Raw genomic sequence first — 20420 nt, 5'->3', positions numbered from 1 at the left:
GCACAACGCCGCCATTGCCGAGCGGTTCGTCGCCGGTGCAGGTTGACGAAAATATCAAGTTGCGTGACAACCCGCTCGGCGGCGTGAACGGCACAAGAAAGGGACATGAAATGACGGATTTCAACACGATCGACGATCTCGACCTTGACGGCAAGGTTGTGCTCACTCGCGTGGACGTGAACGTTCCGGTCGAAAATGGACAGGTTACCGACGCGACGCGGATCGAGAAGATCGTCGAAACCGTCAAGGACATCCAGGCCAAGGGCGGCATTCCCGTACTGCTGGCGCATTTCGACCGCCCCAAGGGCCAGCGCGTCGAAAGCATGAGCCTGAAGATCGTAGTGCCCGCGCTGGAAAAGGCGCTGGGGCAGCATGTGAAATTCTCTGACGAGGCCATCGGCGGACCGGCAAAGCGCGCGGTTGCCGACCTGAAGCGGGGCGATGTCCTGCTGCTTGAGAACACCCGCTTCTATCCCGGCGAAGAAACGAATGACGCGACCTTTGCCGCCTCGATCGCGGCCCTGGGCCAGGTCTATGTGAACGACGCGTTTTCGGCCGCGCATCGCGCCCATGCCTCGACCGAAGGCATCGCGCGCCTGCTGCCCGCCGCCGCGGGCCGCCTGATGGAAGCAGAGTTGAAGGCGCTGGATGCTGCCCTGGGCAGCCCCCAGCGTCCGGTGGTGGCGGTGGTCGGCGGGGCCAAGGTCTCGACCAAGCTGGACCTGCTGGGCAACCTGATCGAGAAAGTCGATCACCTGATCATCGGTGGCGGCATGGCCAACACCTTCCTGGTCGCGCAGGGCATCGAGGTCGGCAAGTCGCTGGCCGAACGCGACATGGCGGGAACCGCGCGCGAGATCATTGAAAAGGCCAAGGGCGCGGGCTGCACCATCCACCTGCCGGTCGATGTCGTCGTCGCGCGCGAGTTCAAGGCAGGGGCCGAGAACGCCACCGTGGCCGCAAACGCCTGCCCCGAGGATGCGATGATCCTGGACGCGGGTCCCGCGACGGTTGCGAAGATCCGCGAGGTCTTTGCCCAGTCCCGCACCCTGATCTGGAATGGCCCGCTGGGCGCATTCGAGATCGCGCCCTTCGACGCCGCGACCAATGCTGCCGCGCAAGAGGCCGCGCGCCTTACCCGCGAAGGCAAGCTGATCTCGGTTGCGGGCGGGGGCGATACCGTGGCCGCACTGAACAAGGCCGGGGTCTCGGGCGATTTCACCTTCATTTCGACTGCGGGCGGGGCCTTCCTGGAATGGATGGAAGGCAAGGATCTGCCCGGCGTCCTGGCGCTGCAAAAGCGCTGACGCATGGGTCCCGACGGACAGAGGGGGCCTTGCGGCCCCCTTTTTCATTTCGGCCTCTAGTTCGTCGCGGGTGTGCCCGTGGCGCCAGTACCCGGGGCGGGTGTGCCCGTGCTGGACGCGCCCCCGTCGGTCGCGGGGGCGGTTGCCACATTGTGCCGGAACTGTTCGGGAATGCTGTCGGGGTCTTCATTGGCCGTGGATCATCTATCCCATCTCCAAGCCATTGACGGGAACGTCCTTCCGGCGGCGCCGGTTCCGCTCATGCCTTGCCAGTCGGCAGAATTTCACCGAACTGTAAACTTATCCGCTTAACCACTGAAAAGTCAGGCGCCTGTTAGCGCAACCCGAATTGCCCTTGGCGGTGGGTTTGCTAAGTGACGGCCAAACTGGATTGGAGTTTCAGATGCAGATGACCGATACTGTCCGCAAGATCCTCGCCAATTACGAAGGCGAAACCCCCGGCGTGAAGGCCCAACTGGCCCGCATGCTGATGACCGGCAAGCTTGCGGGTACCGGCAAGATGATCATCCTGCCCGTGGACCAAGGCTTCGAGCATGGCCCCGCGCGCAGCTTCGCTCCGAATCCGGCGGGCTACGACCCCCACTACCACTACCAGCTGGCGATCGACGCGGGGCTGAACGCCTATGCGGCGCCGCTGGGCATGATCGAGGCGGGTGCGGACACCTTTGCCGGCCAGATCCCGACCATCCTCAAGGTGAACTCGGCCAACTCGCTGATGTCGGACACCGCCGGCAAGAACCAGGCGATCACCGCCTCGGTCGATGACGCGCTGCGTCTGGGCTGCGCCGCCATCGGCTTTACCATCTATCCGGGTTCGGACATGGCGCTCGACATGTTCGAAGAGATCGTCGAGATGCGCAAGGAAGCCGCCGCCAAGGGCGTCGCGACCGTCATCTGGTCCTATCCGCGTGGCGAGGCGATCACCAAGGACGGCGAAACCGCGATCGACATCGCGGCCTATGCCGCCCAGATCGCGGCCCTGATCGGCGCGCATATCATCAAGATCAAGCTGTCGACCGACCACCTGATGCTGCCCGAGGCGAAAAAGGTCTACGAGGCGAAGGAAATCGACATCGCGACCCAAGCCAAGCGCGTCGAGCACTGCATGCAGGCCAGCTTCAACGGCCGCCGCATCGTCGTCTTCTCGGGCGGCGCTGCAAAAGGCGCGGACGCGGTCTTTGACGACGCCCGTGCGATCCGCGACGGTGGCGGCAACGGCTCGATCATCGGTCGCAACAGCTTCCAGCGCTCGCGCGAAGACGCGCTGGAGATGCTGGGCAAGCTGGTCGACATCTATCTGGGCAAGGCCTGATCCGTTGCCGGTGGGGCTCTGCCCCACAGCTCGGGGTATTTCCCAAACGATGAAGCAGAAGGGGCGTCCGCCGGGCGCCCTTTTCCTTTGGTCCGATAAGCCCTAGGTTCTGCGCCAAAGAATGAAGGATGGGTGCATGTCGTTTTTCTCGAAGCTGCGCGACCGGCTGACGCGGTCCTCGTCGAAGATCGGCGAGGGACTTGACGATATCGTCGCCGAGGGTGGCAGCGCGCAGGACGTGGCGCCGACGCCGGAACCTGCGCCCCCGACAACGCCGGTCGCCGACACTCCCAGCTCTGCCCCAGCAGCGCCTGTTGCCCCGGCGCCAGCACCTGCGCAAGCAACGACACCCGAGGCCGCACGCCCGGGAATGTTGGGCCGGCTGTTCGGTCGCAGCGACGCGGACGAGCCGCGGCGCGAGCTGGACGACGCCATGCTGGAGGATCTCGAAGAGATGCTGATCCAGGCCGACATGGGTGTCGAGACATCCTTGCGCGTCACCGCCAATATCGCCGAAGGCCGGATGGGTCGGCGCATCTCGTCGACCGAGCTTAAGGAACTGCTGGCGGCCGAGATCACCAGGATCATGACCCCCGTGGCCCGCCCGTTGCCCATCTATCCCAAGCGCCCGCAGGTCGTGCTGGTCGTCGGCGTCAATGGCTCTGGCAAGACCACCACCATCGGCAAGCTTGCCAGCCAGTTCAAGGCGGCGGGCAAGAATGTGGTGATCGCCGCCGGCGACACCTTCCGCGCCGCCGCGGTCGAACAATTGCAGGTCTGGGGAAAGCGCGCCGGGGTTCCGGTCATGACCGCGCCCGAGGGCTCCGATCCCGCAAGCCTGGCCTTTGACGCAATGACGCGCGCCGAGGCAGAAGGCGCGGACCTGCTGATGATCGACACTGCAGGCCGCCTGCAGAATCGTCAGGACCTGATGGAGGAACTGGCCAAGATCGTCCGCGTCATCCGCAAGAAGGATGAAACTGCGCCCCATAACACCCTTCTCGTGCTGGATGCGACCACCGGCCAGAACGCGCTGAGCCAGGTCGAGACCTTCCAGAAATTGGCAGATGTCTCGGGCCTGGTGATGACCAAGCTGGACGGAACCGCGCGCGGCGGGGTGCTGGTCGCGCTGGCCGATCGCTTCGGGCTGCCGATCCATGCGATCGGCGTCGGCGAACAGATCGACGACCTAGACGCCTTCGATGCACGCGACTTCGCCCGTGCGCTTGTCGGGCTGGGCGACTAGGCCCGGCCCTTCACCGTTTTTCAAATACCCACTGCAACGCCGACACCTGCACTGCGATCAGGGTTTGACCAGATGGGATTCCGTCTTGGTCGTCTCCTCCGACGCGGTGCTGCCGTCATCCTCGGTCGCGGGCATGGACACGTCCTGTGGTGGGGTGAAGGGCGCGGTCAGTTCGGCCTTCTTCGTCTGTTTGTCATAAATGCAGACATAGCGATCGGCCCCGCCATCGGCCAGAGTGGTGATCAGCAGCGCGGCGCCATAGCTTTCCGAACCGAAGGGATTGACCTCCATCGCGGTCTCTCCCTCGGTCGGGGCCAGCGCGGTGCAGGCCTTTTCGACTTCGGCTCGGAACTCGGTCCAGGCTTCTTCGGACGAAGCCAGTGCAGGCGTCGCGGCAAGGGTGGCAACCAGCAGGATGGGCAGGCGCATCATCATTTCTCCCCTAACTATCGCGACCCAACGCCCTGAAAGGGCAGCGGGTTTCTAAAGACCCAGACGGTGGGCGAATTCCCGCACGCAGGCCTCGTCCCCTGCCGCGACCGAGCGCAGCAGCGTCGCCTGTGATCGCAGGATGGGTTCGCCCCCGATGATCTTCAGATGGTTCGCACGCAGCGTCTCGCCTGACGAGGTGATGTCGGCGATGGCCTCGGCTGTCAGGTTCGCCACCGTGCCTTCGGTTGCGCCCTGGCTGTCGACAAGCTGGTAATCGGCGACCTCGTGCTCCGATAGCCAGGCCCTGACAAGGCGGTGATACTTGGTCGCGATGCGCAGGCGGAAGCCGTGCTCGGCGCGGAAGTCGCGCGTGATTGTCGCCAGGTCGTCTAGGTCGTCACAATCGGCCCAGCAGGCCGGTACCGCCAGGATCAGGTCGGCATGGCCAAACCCCATGGGCGCAAGCTCTTCGACATGGCTGCGCCATCCGGCCAGCTTCTCGCGGATCAGGTCGGTGCCGGTCACGCCCAAATGGATACGCCCGGACTTAAGCTCGCGCGGGATCTCGCCAGCGGACAGCAGGACCAGAGCGACATTCTCGGCGCCCTCGACCCGACCGGCGTATTCGCGTTCTGACCCGGCCCGCGACAGGCGTACGCCACGTTCGGCGAACCAGTCGAAGGTCTGCTCCATCAGCCGCCCCTTGGATGGCACGCCCAGCCGGATCATGCCAGCCCCCCGAGTTCGAAGACAAGGCCGGGACGGATGATGCCGCCGACCGCCGGGATCGAGCGTCCTTGCGCTTGCCCAAGCACCGCAGCAAGCGCGTCATAGCGCCCGCCGGTCGCGACGGGCGGCCAGTCCGCATGACCGGCCGCGGCAAAGCTGAAGGTCATGCCGTCGTAATATTCCATCGTGTGCCGACCGTGGCTTGCATCGAAATGGATTCGTTCGATATCGATCCCGCGGCGCGACAGGTCGGCCAGATTGCGTTCCAGCCGGTCCACGGCCTCGGCAATGTCGGGGATTTCCTGCACAAGCTGGCGCAATTGCTGAAGCGCGCGGGGCGCTGGGGCCTGAACGGCGAACAACCGTCCCAGCCGGTCGACCCATTGCGGCGACAGCGGCGTCTCGGCCGCATCGGCCTGCAGCCTGTCGATGCGGGCCTGCATCTCGTCCGGAGACCGCAGGCCGGTCCAGACCGTGGGCGCTTCAGCAAAGTTGCGGGGTGAAGTTTCGGCGGAAAACCGGGCAAGAAGGCGGGCGAAACGCTTCGGCCGCCAGATATGATGCAGCAGCGCGGCGCGGCGTGCGCCCGACAGCGGCAGGGCGCGGACCGCGTCCATCAGCAGGTCCATGTCGCCCATCGTCGCCTGCAGGCCCAGCGGAGCAAGGATGCCGTGGAACAGCGCAAAGACCTCGGCATCCGCCCCTGGGTCGCGGGCAAAAAGCTCGAAGCCGGCCTGCAGGTATTCGTTGTCACGCGGATGTTCCGGCGGTAGCTCGCCGTGGTCCTGTTTGCGGAAGACCTCGCCCAGATAGCAGTATCGCGCCGGTTCCGCGCCGTTTTCCATGTGCATCTGCACAACCGGCACGGTGAAATCGGGGCGCAGCATCATTTCGCCGCGGATCGGGTCCTGCGTGACATAGGCGCGGGCGCGGATGTCCTCGCCGTAAAGCTCCAGCAGCGTTTCGGCAGGCAGCAGGATGTCGGGGGCGACTTCCTCGGCCCCGGCGGCGCGGAAGGCCGCCAGGATCTTCTGGCCAATGGCCTGTTTCGCGCGCTTGGTCATCCCAGGATGCGCCGCACTTCCGCGACAAGATCTGTGCGCGGGACTTCGGTCTGGGCGGGCTGAGCCTTCCATTCCTCGTGACTGGCCTCTGCCGCGATCTTTGCGCCCAGGATCAGATCCTTGACCTGAATCACGCCACGCGCCGCCTCGTCCCCGCCCTGGATGATCGCGACCGGAGAGTTGCGCTTGTCCGCATATTTGAGCTGGTTGCCGAAGTTCTTGGGATTGCCCAGATAGACCTCGGCCCGGATGCCCGCCGCGCGCAGCTCCGAGGCCATCGCATAGTAATCGGCCATGCGGTCGCGGTCCATGACGGTAACGACCACCGGACCCTCGTCCTCGCCCCCCATCAGGCCCTTGGCACGCAAGGCGGCCAGCAGGCGGTCGACACCGATCGAGACGCCGGTTGCCGGAACCTTCTGGCCGGTGAACCGCTCGACCAGGCCGTCATAGCGCCCGCCCCCGGCAACGCTGCCGAATTGGCGTTTGCGACCCTTTTCGTCCAGGATCTCGAAGGTCAGCTCGGCCTCGAACACCGGGCCGGTGTAATAGCCCAGCCCGCGCACGATCGAGGGGTCGATGATCGCCCGATCCTCGCCCACGCCCATTGCGGCCAGCATGTCGGAAATCTGGGCCAGTTCCTCGACACCCTCGGCGCCGGCTTCCGAGCCGCCCACGGCCGCGCGCAGGTTGTCCAGCGTCGCCGCATTGTCAGCGCCTTTCGAGGTCAGGAAGGCGATGACCGGATCGGCCTGTTCGGGACGCAGTCCCACGCCCTCGATCTCGGCCCCGGATTCGTCCTTGCGGCCGGTGGTCAGAAGCTGACGCACGCCTGCCTCGCCCACCTTGTCGAACTTGTCGATGGTGCGCAGCACGTCGTCGGCGGGTTTGCCCGCCTCGACGCCCATCGCCTCAAGGATGCCGTTCAGAACCTTGCGGTTGTTGATGCGGATCAGGTAATCGCCGCGCTGGATCCCGGCATGTTCCAGCGCCGCGGCCAGCATCCCGCAGATTTCCGCATCCGCCGCGACCGAAGCACTGCCGACAGTATCGGCGTCGCATTGATAGAACTGGCGGAAGCGACCGGGACCGGGTTTTTCATTGCGCCAGACCGGACCCATCGCATAGCGGCGATACGGAGATGGCAGATCGTTGCGGAACTGCGCCGCGACGCGCGCCAGTGGCGCGGTCAGATCATAGCGCAACGCAAGCCAGTCCCCTGCCCCGCCCCCCGGAACCTCGGCCTCTTGCCAGGCAAAGACGCCGGCATTGGGTCGATCCACGTCGGGCAGGAATTTTCCCAGCGCCTCGACCGTCTCGACGGCGCTGGTCTCCAGCGGTTCGAAACCGTGGCGATGATAGATTTCGGCGATGCGGTCCAGCATCTGCTTGCGCTCGGTCACGTCCGCGCCGAAATAGTCACGGAACCCCTTGGGCGTCTCTGCCTTGGGTCGGGGCTGTTTTTTCTGATCTTTCGCCATGGTATGCCTCGGGCTTTTCCATGCGGGGGTCTAACGGATGGAGGATGCATGGACAAGCAGGCGCTGGAGAGAACCGAGCGGCTTGAAGAGGCTGTCGCGCATCTGACGCGCATCACCGACGACCTTTCGGGCATCGTCGCCCGTCAGGAGGGCGAAATCGCCCGCCTGCTGAGGCGTCTGGACCTGCTGATGGAACGCGAGGCCGAGCGCGAGGCCGAAGGCGGGACCATCCCGCTGGCCGACCAGCGACCGCCACACTGGTAGGGTCAGGAAGCGGCCCTGCCCCTCGGCCCTGGGTATTTGAGAAGCGGCGAAGCGGTCAGCGGCTGGCCGGTCCCAGACGCGGCGTGACCGGGGCCGGGGCTTCCGGCGCGGTCAGGGGCGGTTCGGCCATGCGGACCTGCGCCGCACGCTGACTTGCGGCCCGCATCGGCTGGCTGAAGGGCGCGCGGATCGGCGTATCGGCCGGAAGATCGACATGGGATTGCAGGGGCTCCGGCGGAACGGGCGCTGGCGCGGCCTGCGGCGCGGGAGCCGCGACCGGGGCCGGAGCGGCTGGAGCCGGGGCGACCGGGGCCGGTTGCTGGAGGGTCGCGGCGGTCGGAACCGGCTCGCGCAGCGGCTCTGGCGCGGTCGAGCGGCGGAAGACCAGCAGGTTGTGATAGATGGTCGTGCGGCTGGTCAGGCCCGAGCGTTCCTCGGCCGGGAGAACCTCGGCGCGGACATATTCCCAGCCGTCGCGCGCCATCTCGTTCAGGACCTCGCCGAGCGTGGCGGCGAAACGTTCGATCCCGGCCTTCGCGCCCTTGGTCTTTTCGCCGCGGGCGGGTGCGGGGATGACGGTATATTCGTAGCTGCTCATGCGACTGCCTTTCCTTTGGCGCAGAGGTTAGGCGAGATGCGCCGCCAATGGAAGCGGGGCACGCCGAGGCGGGATATCCCGGCGCCTGCACAAGTTCGGGAGCATTGGCGAAACCTCCGGAGTTTTGCGGGGCTTGCAACGGAACATCGCGCGGGCCGCGCCCATGATAACGTCCGCGGGGCGGCACGGTCGGGTAAGCAAAAGCCGCCCCCTGCGCTGCATTGGGGCGGCTTTCCGCGGTAACGGGTAAACGGCGTTTACTGGCCCAGTTTCTTCGCCACCAGTTCGTTCACCGCGGCCGGGTTCGCCTTGCCGCCCGTGGCCTTCAGCACCTGTCCGACGAACCAGCCCGCAAGCTTGGGATTCGCCTTGGCCTTTTCGACCTGGGCCGGGTTCGCGGCAATGATCTCGTCCACCGCGGCCTCGATCGCGCCGAGGTCGGTGACCTGTTTCATGCCGCGCGATTCCACGATCTGGGCCGGCTCGCCGCCTTCGGTCCACAGGATCTCGAACAGGTCCTTGGCGATCTTGCCCGAGATGTCGCCCTTGGCGATCAGGTCGATCACGCCGCCAAGCTGACGGGCCGAAACGGGCGAGGTCTCGACGCTGAGCCCTTCCTTGTTCAGGCGGCCGAACAGTTCGTTGATGACCCAGTTCGCCGCCATCTTGCCGTCGCGACCGGTGGCCACCGCCTCGAAGTAATTGGCGTTCTCGACCTCGGCCGTCAGCACACCGGCATCATATTCCGACAGGCCAAGATCGTTGACGAAGCGCGCCTTCTTTTCATCCGGCAGTTCGGGCATTTCCGCGGCGATGCCGTCGACCCAAGCCTGCTCGATTTCAAGCGGCAGCAGGTCGGGATCGGGGAAATAGCGATAGTCGTGGGCTTCTTCCTTCGACCGCATCGACCGCGTCTCGCCCTTGTCGGGATCGTAAAGACGGGTTTCCTGCACGATCGTGCCGCCATCCTCGATGATGGCAATCTGGCGCCGGGCCTCGTATTCGATGGCAGCCTGGATGAAGCGCAGCGAGTTCATGTTCTTGATCTCGCAGCGGGTGCCCAGATGGCTGAAATCCTGGGTTTCCTGATAACGCTCGTAGGCGCCCGGCGCGCAGACAGAAACGTTCACGTCGGCGCGCAGGTTGCCGTTCTGCATGTTGCCGTCGCAGGTGCCCAGATAGCGCATGATCTGGCGGATCTTGGCGACATAGGCGGCAGCCTCCTCGGGGCCGCGAATGTCGGGGCGGCTGACGATCTCCATCAGCGCGACGCCAGTGCGGTTCAGGTCGACGAAGGACATGTTCGGATCCATGTCGTGGATCGACTTGCCGGCATCCTGTTCCAGATGGATGCGTTCAATGCGGACGCGGCGGGCGACGCCGGGGGCCATGTCCACGATCACCTCGCCCTCGCCCACGATCGGGTGGTAGAGCTGGCTGATCTGATAGCCCTGCGGCAGGTCCGGGTAGAAATAGTTCTTGCGATCGAAAGCCGAGCGCAGGTTGATCCCGGCCTTCAGGCCAAGGCCGGTCTTGACCGCCTGGGCCACGCAGAATTCGTTGATGACCGGCAGCATCCCCGGCATCGCCGCATCGACGAAGGCGACATGGCTGTTCGGTTCGGCACCAAAGCCCGTCGAGGCGCCGGAAAACAGCTTGGCGTTCGAGGCGACCTGGGCATGGACCTCAAGCCCGATGACCAGTTCCCAGTCCTGTTTCGCGCCCTGGATGACTTTGGGTTCCGGCGCGGTATAGGTCAGATGGTCGAGCATGGCGTTTCCCTTGGCATTTTGCGGGACGTTCTAGGCCCTCGGGGCGCGGCTCGCAAGTGTCGCGGCCGGGTCAGCGTCCGCCGGGGCGGCCCCGCGCCGCATAGTTCGGCAGGTCGTCTTCGTTCACCGAGATGGGGCCGGCGCTTGGGCCCTGGGAAAACCGCTCGACCAGGGCCGATTCAAGCTGGCGGTTCAACTCGCGGCTGCGCTCGATATATTCGGCGTTCGAGGCCAGAGCAACGCCGGGTTTCCAGACCTCGGCCAGCTGACGCAGCCCGGCGCGGTCCATCTGGTAATAGATCCGCTCAAGCTCGGCAGCCTCGTATTCCGACAGCCCCGCGCGTTCCAGCACATAGCGCCCGGCGCGGAGCGAGCTGTCAAAGGTCTCGCGCACGATATGGTCGACCTTGGCGCCGTAAAGCTGGAAAACGTTCACCCTGTCATAAGCCCGCGCGATGATGACGATGTCCGGCCGGATCTCGCGCGCATGATGGATCAGGCGCAGGTTCGCCTCGGGGTCGTCCAAGGCCGCGACCAGGATCCGGGCCTTGTCGATGCCCGCCGCGCGCAGGATCTCGGGCCGGGTCGGGTCGCCGTAATAGCCCTTGAAGCCGAAGCGGCGCATGACCTGGATCACCTCAAGGTCATGGTCCAGAACGATGGTGGGGAAGCCCGACATGGTGACAAGCCGGTTCACCACCTGGCCGAAGCGGCCGATCCCCGCGATGATGATGGGCTGCTGTTCCTCGATCACGTCGGGCGGGTCCGACGCGCGTTCCTCGGCGATGCGGCGCGAGATGTAGTCCGACAGCATGAACAGCAGCGGCGTCGCCAGCATCGACAGCGCGACGACCAGCAGCAGGGTCTGCGCCAGCGGTCGTGGAAAGATCGCCAGCGAAACGGCAAAGGCGATCAGCACGAAGGCGAATTCACCCGCCTGCGCCAGCGACAGGGTGAACAGCGTGCGGTCCCGCCCTCCCAGCCCGGTGGTGCGCGCAGTGGCATAAAGCACCAGCGACTTCACCGCGATCAGGGTGACGGTGGCCCCCAGAACGACAACCGGGCGATCGAACAGGATGTCGAAATTCATCCCGGCACCAACCGTGATGAAGAAAAGCCCCAGCAACAGCCCCTTGAAGGGCGCGATCTGGCCTTCAAGGTCGTGGCGGAACTCGGACCCGGCCAGCACCACCCCGGCAAGGAAGGTGCCAAGCGCAGGGGAAAGACCCACCATTTCCATCAGCGAGGCGATGCCGACGACGATCAGCAACGCCAGCGCGGTATCGAGTTCACCGATGCGCGAGGCGTTCACATAGCGGAATGCAGGGCGGACAAGATATTGCCCGATCGCGATGACGGCGGCGACGGCACCCAGCGTGACGGGGGCCAGCGCCCAGCCGGGCAGGTTGTTGAGCAGGTTGGCCGCCCCCTCTTCGGTCGCGCCGGGCACAGCGCGGGTCGCCAATAGCGGCAGAACTGCGATCATGGGGATGACGGCAATATCCTGCGTCAGCAGGACCGCAAAGGCGCTGCGCCCGCCCGCCGTCTGCATCAGCGACTTCTCGGACAGGGTCTGCAGGACGATGGCGGTCGAACTCAGCGACAGGATCATGCCGATCGCCAGCGCAACCTGCCAGCTTTGCCCAAGCGCAAGCGCCGCCAGCGCCAGCAACGCAACCGTTCCCAGGATCTGCATCCCGGCAAGCCCCAGCAGCTTGTGCCGCATCTGCCATAGGGTGCGGGGATCCAGTTCCAGCCCGATCAGGAACAGCATCATGACGACGCCGAATTCCGCAAAATGCTGCAGGTCGGCGCGCTCGCCCTCGCTTCCGGCAAGGCCCAGGACCGGCCCGATCAGGATGCCCGAGACCAGATAGCCAAGGACCGATCCCAACCCCAGCCGCGCCGACAACGGCACGGCAACGACCATCGTCAGCAGGTAAAGCGTCGCAACCGGCAGCAGGGCTTCCATCTATCGCCCGTCCAGCATCCTGAGTTCGCGGACCCGACCGGCCTTGACATAGGTAAGGCGGCCATCGCCGATCGAGTTGATGGTGCCGCCGTCGATCTTGTCGCCCAGCCGGACGGTCACGACCTTGCCATTGCGCAGACGGATCAGCGCGCGGCTGGCATTGCCCGCGCCAATGATGCCGATGATCGTGGTCCGGCCGGTGTCCAGCGCGCGCGACTGCGTTGCCGCCTTGGCGACACTGGCCGTCGTCGCGCCGCCGCGCGCGGCATTGCTGGCGATTTCGGGTTCGTCATCGACCTCTGGCGGCTTGTATTGCTGCTGGCGGGCGCGGGCCGTGCGCTCTTCGGCGGCGGCCTGGGCACGGGCACGAGCCTCGGCCTGGGCGCGGGCCTGCGCCTCGGCGGCGGCATCGGCCTGGGCGCGGGCGCGGATGCGCGCCTCGGCCTGGGACTGCAACTGCTCATCCAGCGCACGGCGGGCGGCCAGCTCGGCCTCGTCGGGGCCGGGGGCGGCTGCGGCGGCGACCGCAGCGGCACCGGCACCCGCGGCAGCGGGCGTATCCGGCTTGTCGTCATCGGCGGCGCGCGCCGGCCCATCCTCGGTCCGCCGGGGCGGCAAGGGCGAAGAGTTCAGCGCTGACAGCTTGATCGCGTTCGGGATGGCGGGCGAGGCATCGACCGCTGCCGCAATCGCCTTTTCGACCGCCTCTTCCGAAATGCGGTGAGTGCCGCCCGGCCGGGCCGCCGGACGCATCGAGCCGCGCAGCGAAGCTGGCGCAGCCGCCGTGGTCTGGTCAGGCGCGGTGTCTGCTGCCCTGGCGGTTTTACCCGATGCCTTTGTTGCGGCCTTGGCCGGACGCTCTGGCGGGGCGGCCGTGGCCGAACGCAGGGCATCCTCGACGGCCGAGGGCGAAACCGCATCCGTGACGGTCTTCGCGTCCTTCGGCTTGCGCAGCGGGCGCGCCTCGGCCAGCCGGACGGCGGGACGGGTCACAGTCGGCTGCGGCAGGGCCAGCCCGTGGCGGCGCAGATCCTGCACCAGCGCATCAAGCTGAAGCCGGTCCGCGTCGTCCAGAAGCTGGGCATCCGTTTCCGGCTGGATGATCTCTGGCACCGAGCCTTCGGGGCGCTGCGGCGGCCGCGCCCTGTGGGTCGGAGCCGTCACCGGGATCTCGCGCGTATCCGCGGCGCTGGACACCTTCTCGCGGGTATGCGCGGGCGCGGAACTCCGCACGGGCGGACGGGCGCTGGCCGTGGGCCGCGTCGATTTCTGGCTGGCCGCATATGGCAGCGGATCCGATGGGACGCGCGGCGCCGTGTCCATCCGCGGCGTCGAGGTCTGGGGGGTGCTGCGGCGCGGGGAAAGCTGCGGGCGGGCCGAGCTGCTCAGCTGCGGTTTGGCGGCAGCAGGAGCGTCCGCTTCCGATGCAGCCTGCGCAGGCGCGGGCGCGGCGACCTTGCGGTTCGCGCTGGCCGGGCGTCCGGTCCCGACCGTGCTGCGGGTCGGGGCTGGCGCCGCGCTGCGGGTCTGGCTGGACGCAGGCGGCTGGACCGCCGCAGGTTTCACAGCTGGAACCGTCGCCGCCGGCTTGGCCGGGGCGGGCTGAGCGGTCGCGGCTTCGGGGGTGGGAGCGGAAGGAGTGTCCGCCACCGCGGGAACAGGATCAGAGACAGCGGCGGTGGTTTCGGCAGGTGCTGCGGCAGGCGGCGGAACCACGGCGGCGGCCACCGCGGCGGCGGCCACGACAACGCGGCGCGCATCCCTATCGCTCATTTCGTGCAGCATCAGCGGCGGCAGCGCCTCTGGTTCGGTCACTGTGCTGTCAGCAGTGACGGAAGCGGCAGCGGTATCTTCGCGCAAAGTGGCCGGAGCTGCGGACAGATCCGTGGTCGGGGAAACGGCCTGCGCCGCGTCGGCAGCGGGCATCTCGGCCGCGGGATCTTCGGCGGAAAGCGCCTGGGCAGCGGGGTCCGTGACGGCCTCGTCGCTGGCCTGATATTCTTCGACCGGATCTTCTGCCGTTGGATCGGCTGCGTTCGGATCCTCGACCACGGGCGCATCCGCCGCGGGCAGATCGACGGCAGCGACCTGCACCGGGGTGGGATCCGGGGCGATCTGTGCGACAGGCTTGTCCTGCGCAAGGAAGGCCCAGGCAATCGCCAGCCCGACCACCAGCACGGCAAGCATCACGAACAGGCCGGAATGACGACGCATGGAGGTCCGGGCCGAAGCCGGACGAACGGGGGCCGATGGCGCCGCGCCGGGAACGCGGTTCTGCCGCGCCTCGGCAGCGCGCTGGTGCACTGCCCGGGCGCGCGGATTCAACGGATCAGCCGGGGCCGCCTCGGATTGGGGCGGATGGCGCAGGATCGCGGCCGCCTCGGGGGACATGTCAGGCCGTTCGGCATCTTCGAAAGCCGTATCGGGATCCTGCTCGTCCCTTTCGGCAAGGGGTGGCAAAGGCTGGAAGCTGGTTTCCGCCACCGAACCGGCGTCGCTCGCGGTCCCCGAGGGGTGCCCGGCCGGTTCCTCGTCCTCGGCGGGGCTGTCCGGGGGCACTGTGTCAAGGTCATCCGCGGCCTCGGCCAGGGGTGCATCCCCGGCCGCTTCCGCAGCGTCCTGCAACGCCTCGTCTGGGGCGTCTTCGGCCGCTTGCGGCACGAACTCGTCCTGGGTCGGGTCGTCCTTTGCCACCTCGACATCGTCCGAAAACATCAGCGCGGCAGCGGTCACGCCCGCCTGCGCAGGGTCGATGACGGGGCGCTGGCGCCCGGGCGCGGCCAGGGCGAAATCGGGCTCGCCAACGAACTGGTCATGCTCGGGATCGGCCGAGAAGCGCTGCCCCTCGAACCCGTATTCACGGGCGAACTCCAGCGCCTCGCGCAGGGTCTGGCGCGCAACCGCGGCGACGCGCACGCTGTCCCCCTCGCCCTCCCAGTCGAAGGAAAGCTCGTCGATGGGATAGGGGGTCAGCCCGTCCAGCGATTTTGCCACCGCCCTTTCGCGGTCGCCCGAAGGCGCGATGGTCAGGGTCGTGTAAAGGATCTGGTCGTCTGGGATCACCAGCGTCACCGCCAACGGAACCTCTGCCCCTTCGCCCGTCGCCATCGTCCGCAATTCGGTCAGCATGTCGTGAAAATCGGGTTCGTCGAAATCTACCGAGCCGAGATGACGCCATGCAGGCTTGCGCTCATGCGGTCGCGACGGCGTGAAAGGGTCACGCTTCTGCAGGTGCACGGCGTCCCCGCTGAAAGTCAGGGCGTATTCGGTAACGGAATCAAGCGACATCTATCGGCTTTGCCTTGCAGATCCGGGCGCCGCGGCGCGACTTCAAATTGTATGCATGAACTACCTCAGATCACGCCGCGTGAAAAGCGGAACACCCTTTTGTGAGGGATCGGAAGCGATGGTTTCGCGTTAGACCGTTTCGACTGCAACACCTGCGGCCGGGACGCCCGACCGCACCAAGGAGAACCAGAGATGACCCCTTTCCGACCGTTCCTGACGGCTGTCTCGCTTGCGGCGCTGCTGGCCGCGCCTGCCATGGCGCAGTCCCCCGCGCCCGGCCCGAACGAAGCGCCGTCGGCCGGGATGGGCCACAAGATGCCGCATCACGCCGCCAAGCTGACCGTCACCGGGCAAGGACGATCGAGCGCGGCCCCGGATCTTGCGCTGATCACCCTGGGTGTCAGCACCGAGGCCGCAACCGCTGAAGAGGCGATGACCCAGAACTCCAGCCGCCAGAAGGCCGTGATTGACGCGCTGACCGCCGAGGGCGTCGAGGCGCGCGACATCCAGACCGCCGGGCTGAGCCTGTCGCCGAAGATGGTCTATGATAACAACCAGCCGCCGAAGATGGTGGGCTATGTCGCGCAGAACACCGTGAACGTCCGCGTCCGGGATCTTGACGGCCTAGGCGCAGTGCTGGACCGGCTGGTTTCGACCGGTGCGAACGAGATCAGCGGGATCAGCTTCGCCCGTGAGGACATGGCCGAGGCCGAGGACAAGGCCCGTGCCGACGCCGTGGTCGATGCCCGCCGCCGCGCCGAATTGATGGCCGAGGCGGCCGGGATGCGGCTTGGCCAGATCCGGATGCTGTCCGACGCGGCCATCCCCGAAGGCCCGCGCCCGCTGATGGCGATGCGCGCCGAGGCCAAGGCGGATTCCTCGGTCCCGATCGCCGCGGGTGAGCTTGAAGTCAGCGCGCAGGTCACCGCGGTCTTCGATCTTCTGCCCGCTGAAGGTGCCCCTGACGCCCCGAAGGCACCTGCCGAGTAAGGCCTGAAACTGGATGAGAAAGGCGGCGGAACCCATTCCGCCGCCTTTGTTATTTTCAGATGCTCGGCGGTGGTGAGCATTGCGGAAATGCGATCGCCGCCGGGCCCGTGGCACCGGCGGCGAATGGGTATTTGGAAAACGGTGAAGACCGCGATGGGTCAGCCGCGCAACTCTCGGATCAGTGCCGCGAGATGTTCGGTCGATGGGTCATGGCCGGGCGATGCCACACCGTCCAGAAGCGGTGCCACCTGCAGCGCAAGTTCCTTGCCCAGCTCCACGCCCCATTGATCGAAGCTGTTGATCCCAAGGATCACGCCTTCGACAAAGACGCGATGTTCGTAAAGCGCCACGATCTGCCCAAGAACGAAGGGCGTGAGTTCGGGAAAGACCAGTGTCGTCGATGGCCGGTTGCCCGGAAAGACCCGGTGGCGGGCCTGGCGTTCAAGTTCCGCCCCCTCAAGGCCCTTCGCCCGCATTAGCCCGCGCGCCTCGTCAAGCGAGCGGCCGCGCATCAGCGCCTCGGACTGGGCAAGGCAGTTCGCGGCCAGAAGCAGGTGGTGATGGGCAAGGTCCGACTCATGCCCACGCGCCGCCAGCATGAATTCGCAGGGGATGACCTGCGTGCCCTGATGGATCAGTTGATAGAAGGCGTGCTGGCCATTCGTCCCCGGCTCTCCCCAGATCACCGGGCCCGAGGGCAGGGTCAGGTCGCTGCCATCCATCGCCACCCGCTTGCCGTTCGATTCCATCTCGAGCTGCTGGAGATAGGCCGGCAGGCGTGCAAGCCGATTGTCATAGGGCAGGACGGCGCGGGTGCCATAGCCGCAGACCTGATTGTGCCACAGGCCGACCAGCGCGAGCAGCACCGGCAGGTTCTGCCCGTCCGGCGCGGAACGGAAATGGCGGTCCATCGCCAGCCCGCCGGCAAGGAATTCGTCGAAGGCATCCGGGCCGATGGCGATCATCAGAGACAGGCCGATCGGACCCCACATGGAATAGCGCCCGCCGACCCAGTCCTCGAACCCGAAGACACGGTCCGCATCGATGCCCCATTGAGCGGTCTTGCCCTGGGCCGAACTCAGCGCCGCGAATTGGGTGGCCGGGGTCGTCACCGATCCGGCCATCCAGTCCCGGGCGGTCGCGGCATTGGTCATCGTCTCGATCGTGGTGAAGGTCTTGGAGGCGACGATCACCAGCGTCGTCGCGGGATCAAGACCCTTCAGCGCGTCCGCGATATCCGCCCCGTCCACGTTCGAAACGAAATGCACCCGCGGCCCGTCATGCCAGGGCGACAAGGCCCGCGTCGCCATGGCCGGGCCAAGGTCGGAACCGCCGATGCCGATGTTCACGACATCGGTGAAGCGCCCGCCCTGCCCCGAAAACGCGCCGCTGCGCACGCGCGCGGCAAAATCGCGCATGTGCTGATGGGTCTCGCGCACCTGAGGCATGACGTCCTTGCCGTCGACGGTCACGCTGCCGTCAAGGTTGCGCAAGGCGGTGTGCAGGACGGCCCGATCCTCGGTTTCGTTGATGCGCTGGCCTGCGAACATCGCGTCACGACGGGCGGCGACGGGGGCCGCCAGTTGCAACAGCAGGTCGCGCGCCGTGGCGTCGATCGCCGTCTTCGACCAGTCGAAGACCAGCCCGTCGGCCGAGGTCGCAAAGCCTGTCGCGCGACCGGGATCGGCGGCAAACAGATCCTCGATCCGCAGGTCGCCCTGCTGCCGGTGGTGTTCGGCCAAGCGCTTCCAGATGTCGTTCATGTCAGGTTACTCTGCCCAGTGCACGGTAATATCGCCCAGAAAGGCGCGGATCGGCGCGTCGCGCGCATCAAGCGTCTGGGCACGTTCCAGCGCCTCGCGCTTGTCGGCGCCGGTGATCATCAGATGCGGGCAAATCGCCTTTTGCAGCGCCGAGGCGGTCAGCGTGATCCGGGGTTCGTCCTTGATGCTGCGCACCGCCATCACCGGGGGCGCATGGGGGGCAAGGGCCTGCGCCGTCTCGGGGGCGCCGGGAAACAGGCTTGCGGTATGCATGTCCGTGCCCATGCCCAAAAGCAGCACCGTGATCGGCAGCAGAGGCTGGATCTGGGCGGCAAGTGTGTCGACCGCCTGCTCGGGCTCGGGGTCGCCCGTATAAAGGTCGATATAGCGGGCTGCGGCCGCATTGTTCGTCAGAAGGTGGCGATGCAGCAGGCGGCTGTTCGAACGCACATGTTCGCCGTCCACCCAGCGTTCGTCGTTCAGAAAGACCGTGACCCGCGACCAATCCAGATCGCCACCCGACAGCGTGTCGAAAAGAGGGCCGGGCGTCGTTCCCCCCGGAACGCAAAGGGTTGCCGTCTCGTTCACGCGCAGATGCTGGGCCAGTTCGCCCGAGATCTTGCGGGCCAGCGACAGGGCCATCATCTCGCGGTCGGGGTATTCGACGAATTCCATGGTCACGGCCTGATCTCCCTCCAGCGGCGGTTGTCGCGATGCAGAAGGCGCAGCGCCTCCTCGGGTCCGCTTGAGCCCGCATCATAAGGCTCGGGGCGTTTCGATCCAGCCTCCCATTCGGCGATGATGGGATCGGTCCAGGCCCAGGCCGCCTCGACCTCGTCGCCGCGCATGAACAGGGTCTGGTTGCCGCGGATCACATCCATGATAAGCCGTTCATAGGCATCGGGCATGTCGGTGCCGTTCGCCCCCAGCGCGTCGGCAAAGCTCATGTCCAGGGGCACCTGCACCAGGCGCATCCCGCCCGGCCCCGGCTCCTTGATCATCACCGTCAGGTCCATGCCTTCGTTCGGCTGCAGCTTGATGACAAGCTGGTTCGAACGCGGGCCGTCCACCTCGTCAAAGATCGAATGCGGCGGCGCCTTGAACGTCACCACGATTTCGCTGGTCCGGGCGCGAAGCCTTTTGCCCGTGCGCAGATAGAAGGGCGTGCCAGTCCAGCGCCAGTTGGCGATGTTCACCTTCAGCGCGACATAGCTTTCGGTGCGTGAGGCGGGGTTGTCGACGTCGCGCAGGTAATCCGAACCGTCCGGCCCGCCGTGATACTGCCCGCGCACGATGTCCCCCGGCGTCAAGGGCTCCAGCGCGCGGATGACCTTCAGCTTTTCGTCGCGGACCGCGTCCGGATCGAAGTGATAGGGCGGCTCCATCGCGATCAGGCACAGAAGCTGCATCATGTGGTTCTGGACCATGTCGCGGATCGCGCCGGAATGATCGTAATATTCGCCACGCCCGCCGACGCCCACCGTTTCGGCCACGGTGATCTGGACGTGATCGACGTATTGCGCGTTCCACAGCGGCTCGAAGAGCATGTTGGCGAAGCGCACGGCCATCAGGTTCTGGACGGTTTCCTTGCCCAGATAATGGTCGATCCGATAGATCTGGTTTTCCGCGAAATGCCGGGCCAGCGTGGCATTCAGCTCGCGCGCCGTGGCAAGGTCGCGGCCAAAGGGCTTCTCGACCACGATGCGGCTGTTTGCATCGGCGATGCCGTGATCGGCAAGGCGCTGCGCAATGTCGCCGAACAATGCGGGGGCAACCGAGAAGTAGAAAGCATGCACCACGCCCTGCCGGATGCGGGCCTTGAGTTCCTGCCACCCATCGGTTCCGCGCGCATCGATGGCGACGTAACCAAGATGCGACAGGAAATCGTCAAGCTGGGACAGGTCTTCGGTCGGACCGGCGAACTCCCGGATCGCGTTGCGCGCTTCCTCGCGGAAGGCGGCGTCGTCCTGACGTGTGCGCGCCGCGCCGATGATCTGGGCCGAGGGCGGGATCTGGCCCGCCACATAGCGCCGGTAAAGCCCCGGCAGGATCTTGCGATGCGCAAGATCGCCAGTCGCGCCAAAGACCACCAGGTCGAATTCTTCCACCGGAATGATGCGCGAAACCATCAGGCCCTCCTCGTCCATGGGAATGGGACTAGCGTCTGTTAGCGATAACATC

The 20420-nt window shown here is 66.3% G+C and carries 16 protein-coding genes; 5 read left to right on the top strand and 11 right to left on the bottom strand.

Annotation, left to right across the window (positions count from 1 at the left end):
- The first annotated feature begins 110 nt into the window (after positions 1-110).
- The 3 genes from RM190_RS07850 to ftsY all read left to right on the top strand — a co-directional run bounded on the left by RM190_RS07850 (position 111) and on the right by ftsY (position 3886).
- Positions 111-1307, top strand: coding sequence for a phosphoglycerate kinase (locus RM190_RS07850; protein ID WP_311758863.1), 1197 nt, complete (start codon positions 111-113; stop codon positions 1305-1307).
- 403 nt (positions 1308-1710) lie between these two features.
- Positions 1711-2640, top strand: a complete 930-nt coding sequence (locus RM190_RS07845; RefSeq protein ID WP_311758862.1) for a class I fructose-bisphosphate aldolase — start codon at positions 1711-1713, stop codon at positions 2638-2640.
- Between the two features lie 136 nt (positions 2641-2776).
- Positions 2777-3886, top strand: coding sequence for a signal recognition particle-docking protein FtsY (gene ftsY / locus RM190_RS07840; RefSeq protein ID WP_311758861.1), 1110 nt, complete (start codon positions 2777-2779; stop codon positions 3884-3886).
- Positions 3887-3943: 57 nt separating this feature from the next.
- Here ftsY and RM190_RS07835 read toward each other — a convergent pair whose 3' ends face one another.
- Genes RM190_RS07835 through hisS form a run of 4 tightly spaced genes read right to left on the bottom strand, consistent with a single transcriptional unit; the run spans position 3944 to position 7592 of the window.
- A complete protein-coding gene (locus tag RM190_RS07835; protein WP_311758860.1) occupies positions 3944-4318 on the bottom strand; it encodes a hypothetical protein in 375 nt (124 codons plus the stop codon).
- A gap of 51 nt (positions 4319-4369) precedes the next feature.
- Positions 4370-5047, bottom strand: coding sequence for an ATP phosphoribosyltransferase (gene hisG, locus RM190_RS07830; protein ID WP_311758859.1), 678 nt, complete (start codon positions 5045-5047; stop codon positions 4370-4372).
- Positions 5044-6111, bottom strand: coding sequence for an ATP phosphoribosyltransferase regulatory subunit (locus tag RM190_RS07825; protein WP_311758858.1), 1068 nt, complete (start codon positions 6109-6111; stop codon positions 5044-5046). The genes hisG and RM190_RS07825 overlap by 4 nt, the downstream gene beginning before the upstream one ends.
- A complete protein-coding gene (hisS, locus tag RM190_RS07820) occupies positions 6108-7592 on the bottom strand; it encodes a histidine--tRNA ligase (protein ID WP_311758857.1) in 1485 nt (494 codons plus the stop codon). Before hisS ends, RM190_RS07825 begins: the two co-directional genes overlap by 4 nt.
- Positions 7593-7640: 48 nt before the next feature.
- Between hisS and RM190_RS07815 the strand changes: the two genes are divergently transcribed.
- Positions 7641-7856 carry a SlyX family protein gene (locus RM190_RS07815; protein ID WP_311758856.1) on the top strand — a complete coding sequence of 72 codons (216 nt, stop codon included), beginning with the start codon at positions 7641-7643 and terminating at the stop codon, positions 7854-7856.
- Positions 7857-7911: 55 nt separating this feature from the next.
- On the opposite strand, the gene RM190_RS07810 is transcribed toward RM190_RS07815, so the two are convergent.
- The 4 genes from RM190_RS07810 to RM190_RS07795 form a co-directional block, all read right to left on the bottom strand.
- Positions 7912-8454 (bottom strand): DUF4177 domain-containing protein, encoded by a 543-nt coding sequence (locus RM190_RS07810; protein ID WP_311758855.1) that lies wholly within the window; start codon positions 8452-8454, stop codon positions 7912-7914.
- A 257-nt stretch (positions 8455-8711) separates the two neighbouring features.
- Positions 8712-10226 carry an Asp-tRNA(Asn)/Glu-tRNA(Gln) amidotransferase subunit GatB gene (gene gatB / locus RM190_RS07805; RefSeq protein ID WP_311758854.1) on the bottom strand — a complete coding sequence of 505 codons (1515 nt, stop codon included), beginning with the start codon at positions 10224-10226 and terminating at the stop codon, positions 8712-8714.
- A gap of 70 nt (positions 10227-10296) precedes the next feature.
- On the bottom strand, positions 10297-12198 hold the full coding sequence (locus tag RM190_RS07800) for a cation:proton antiporter domain-containing protein (protein ID WP_311758853.1): 1902 nt from the start codon (positions 12196-12198) through the stop codon (positions 10297-10299).
- Positions 12199-15486: a hypothetical protein gene (locus tag RM190_RS07795; protein ID WP_311758852.1), complete on the bottom strand. Its 3288-nt coding sequence runs from the start codon at positions 15484-15486 to the stop codon at positions 12199-12201.
- 192 nt (positions 15487-15678) lie between these two features.
- On the opposite strand from RM190_RS07795, the gene RM190_RS07790 reads away from it, so the two are divergent.
- Positions 15679-16476 (top strand): SIMPL domain-containing protein, encoded by a 798-nt coding sequence (locus tag RM190_RS07790; RefSeq protein WP_311758851.1) that lies wholly within the window; start codon positions 15679-15681, stop codon positions 16474-16476.
- A 158-nt stretch (positions 16477-16634) separates the two neighbouring features.
- Here the strand turns inward: RM190_RS07790 and pgi are convergent, their stop codons facing one another.
- The 3 genes from pgi to zwf are packed head-to-tail and all read right to left on the bottom strand — an operon-like array spanning position 16635 to position 20368.
- Positions 16635-18239 (bottom strand): glucose-6-phosphate isomerase, encoded by a 1605-nt coding sequence (pgi, locus tag RM190_RS07785; protein ID WP_311758850.1) that lies wholly within the window; start codon positions 18237-18239, stop codon positions 16635-16637.
- 6 nt (positions 18240-18245) lie between these two features.
- Positions 18246-18914, bottom strand: coding sequence for a 6-phosphogluconolactonase (pgl, locus tag RM190_RS07780; RefSeq protein WP_311759058.1), 669 nt, complete (start codon positions 18912-18914; stop codon positions 18246-18248).
- Positions 18915-18916: 2 nt separating this feature from the next.
- Positions 18917-20368, bottom strand: a complete 1452-nt coding sequence (gene zwf, locus RM190_RS07775) for a glucose-6-phosphate dehydrogenase (protein WP_311759057.1) — start codon at positions 20366-20368, stop codon at positions 18917-18919.
- Between the last annotated feature and the right edge of the window lie 52 nt (positions 20369-20420).

It is taken from the genome of Paracoccus broussonetiae (assembly GCF_031854425.1).
Taxonomy (GTDB): domain Bacteria; phylum Pseudomonadota; class Alphaproteobacteria; order Rhodobacterales; family Rhodobacteraceae; genus Paracoccus; species Paracoccus broussonetiae.
Note: the sequence above shows the minus strand (reverse complement) of the source record. Positions and strands in the feature narration are given on the sequence as shown.

Coding starts and splice junctions, on each gene's coding strand:
- RM190_RS07850 (WP_311758863.1), top strand. CDS start 111: ATGACGGATTTCAACACGATCGACGATCTCGACCTTGACGGCAAGGTT.
- RM190_RS07845 (WP_311758862.1), top strand. CDS start 1,711: ATGCAGATGACCGATACTGTCCGCAAGATCCTCGCCAATTACGAAGGC.
- ftsY (WP_311758861.1), top strand. CDS start 2,777: ATGTCGTTTTTCTCGAAGCTGCGCGACCGGCTGACGCGGTCCTCGTCG.
- RM190_RS07835 (WP_311758860.1), bottom strand. CDS start 4,318: ATGATGCGCCTGCCCATCCTGCTGGTTGCCACCCTTGCCGCGACGCCT.
- hisG (WP_311758859.1), bottom strand. CDS start 5,047: ATGATCCGGCTGGGCGTGCCATCCAAGGGGCGGCTGATGGAGCAGACC.
- RM190_RS07825 (WP_311758858.1), bottom strand. CDS start 6,111: ATGACCAAGCGCGCGAAACAGGCCATTGGCCAGAAGATCCTGGCGGCC.
- hisS (WP_311758857.1), bottom strand. CDS start 7,592: ATGGCGAAAGATCAGAAAAAACAGCCCCGACCCAAGGCAGAGACGCCC.
- RM190_RS07815 (WP_311758856.1), top strand. CDS start 7,641: ATGGACAAGCAGGCGCTGGAGAGAACCGAGCGGCTTGAAGAGGCTGTC.
- RM190_RS07810 (WP_311758855.1), bottom strand. CDS start 8,454: ATGAGCAGCTACGAATATACCGTCATCCCCGCACCCGCCCGCGGCGAA.
- gatB (WP_311758854.1), bottom strand. CDS start 10,226: ATGCTCGACCATCTGACCTATACCGCGCCGGAACCCAAAGTCATCCAG.
- RM190_RS07800 (WP_311758853.1), bottom strand. CDS start 12,198: ATGGAAGCCCTGCTGCCGGTTGCGACGCTTTACCTGCTGACGATGGTC.
- RM190_RS07795 (WP_311758852.1), bottom strand. CDS start 15,486: ATGTCGCTTGATTCCGTTACCGAATACGCCCTGACTTTCAGCGGGGAC.
- RM190_RS07790 (WP_311758851.1), top strand. CDS start 15,679: ATGACCCCTTTCCGACCGTTCCTGACGGCTGTCTCGCTTGCGGCGCTG.
- pgi (WP_311758850.1), bottom strand. CDS start 18,239: ATGAACGACATCTGGAAGCGCTTGGCCGAACACCACCGGCAGCAGGGC.
- pgl (WP_311759058.1), bottom strand. CDS start 18,914: ATGGAATTCGTCGAATACCCCGACCGCGAGATGATGGCCCTGTCGCTG.
- zwf (WP_311759057.1), bottom strand. CDS start 20,368: ATGGTTTCGCGCATCATTCCGGTGGAAGAATTCGACCTGGTGGTCTTT.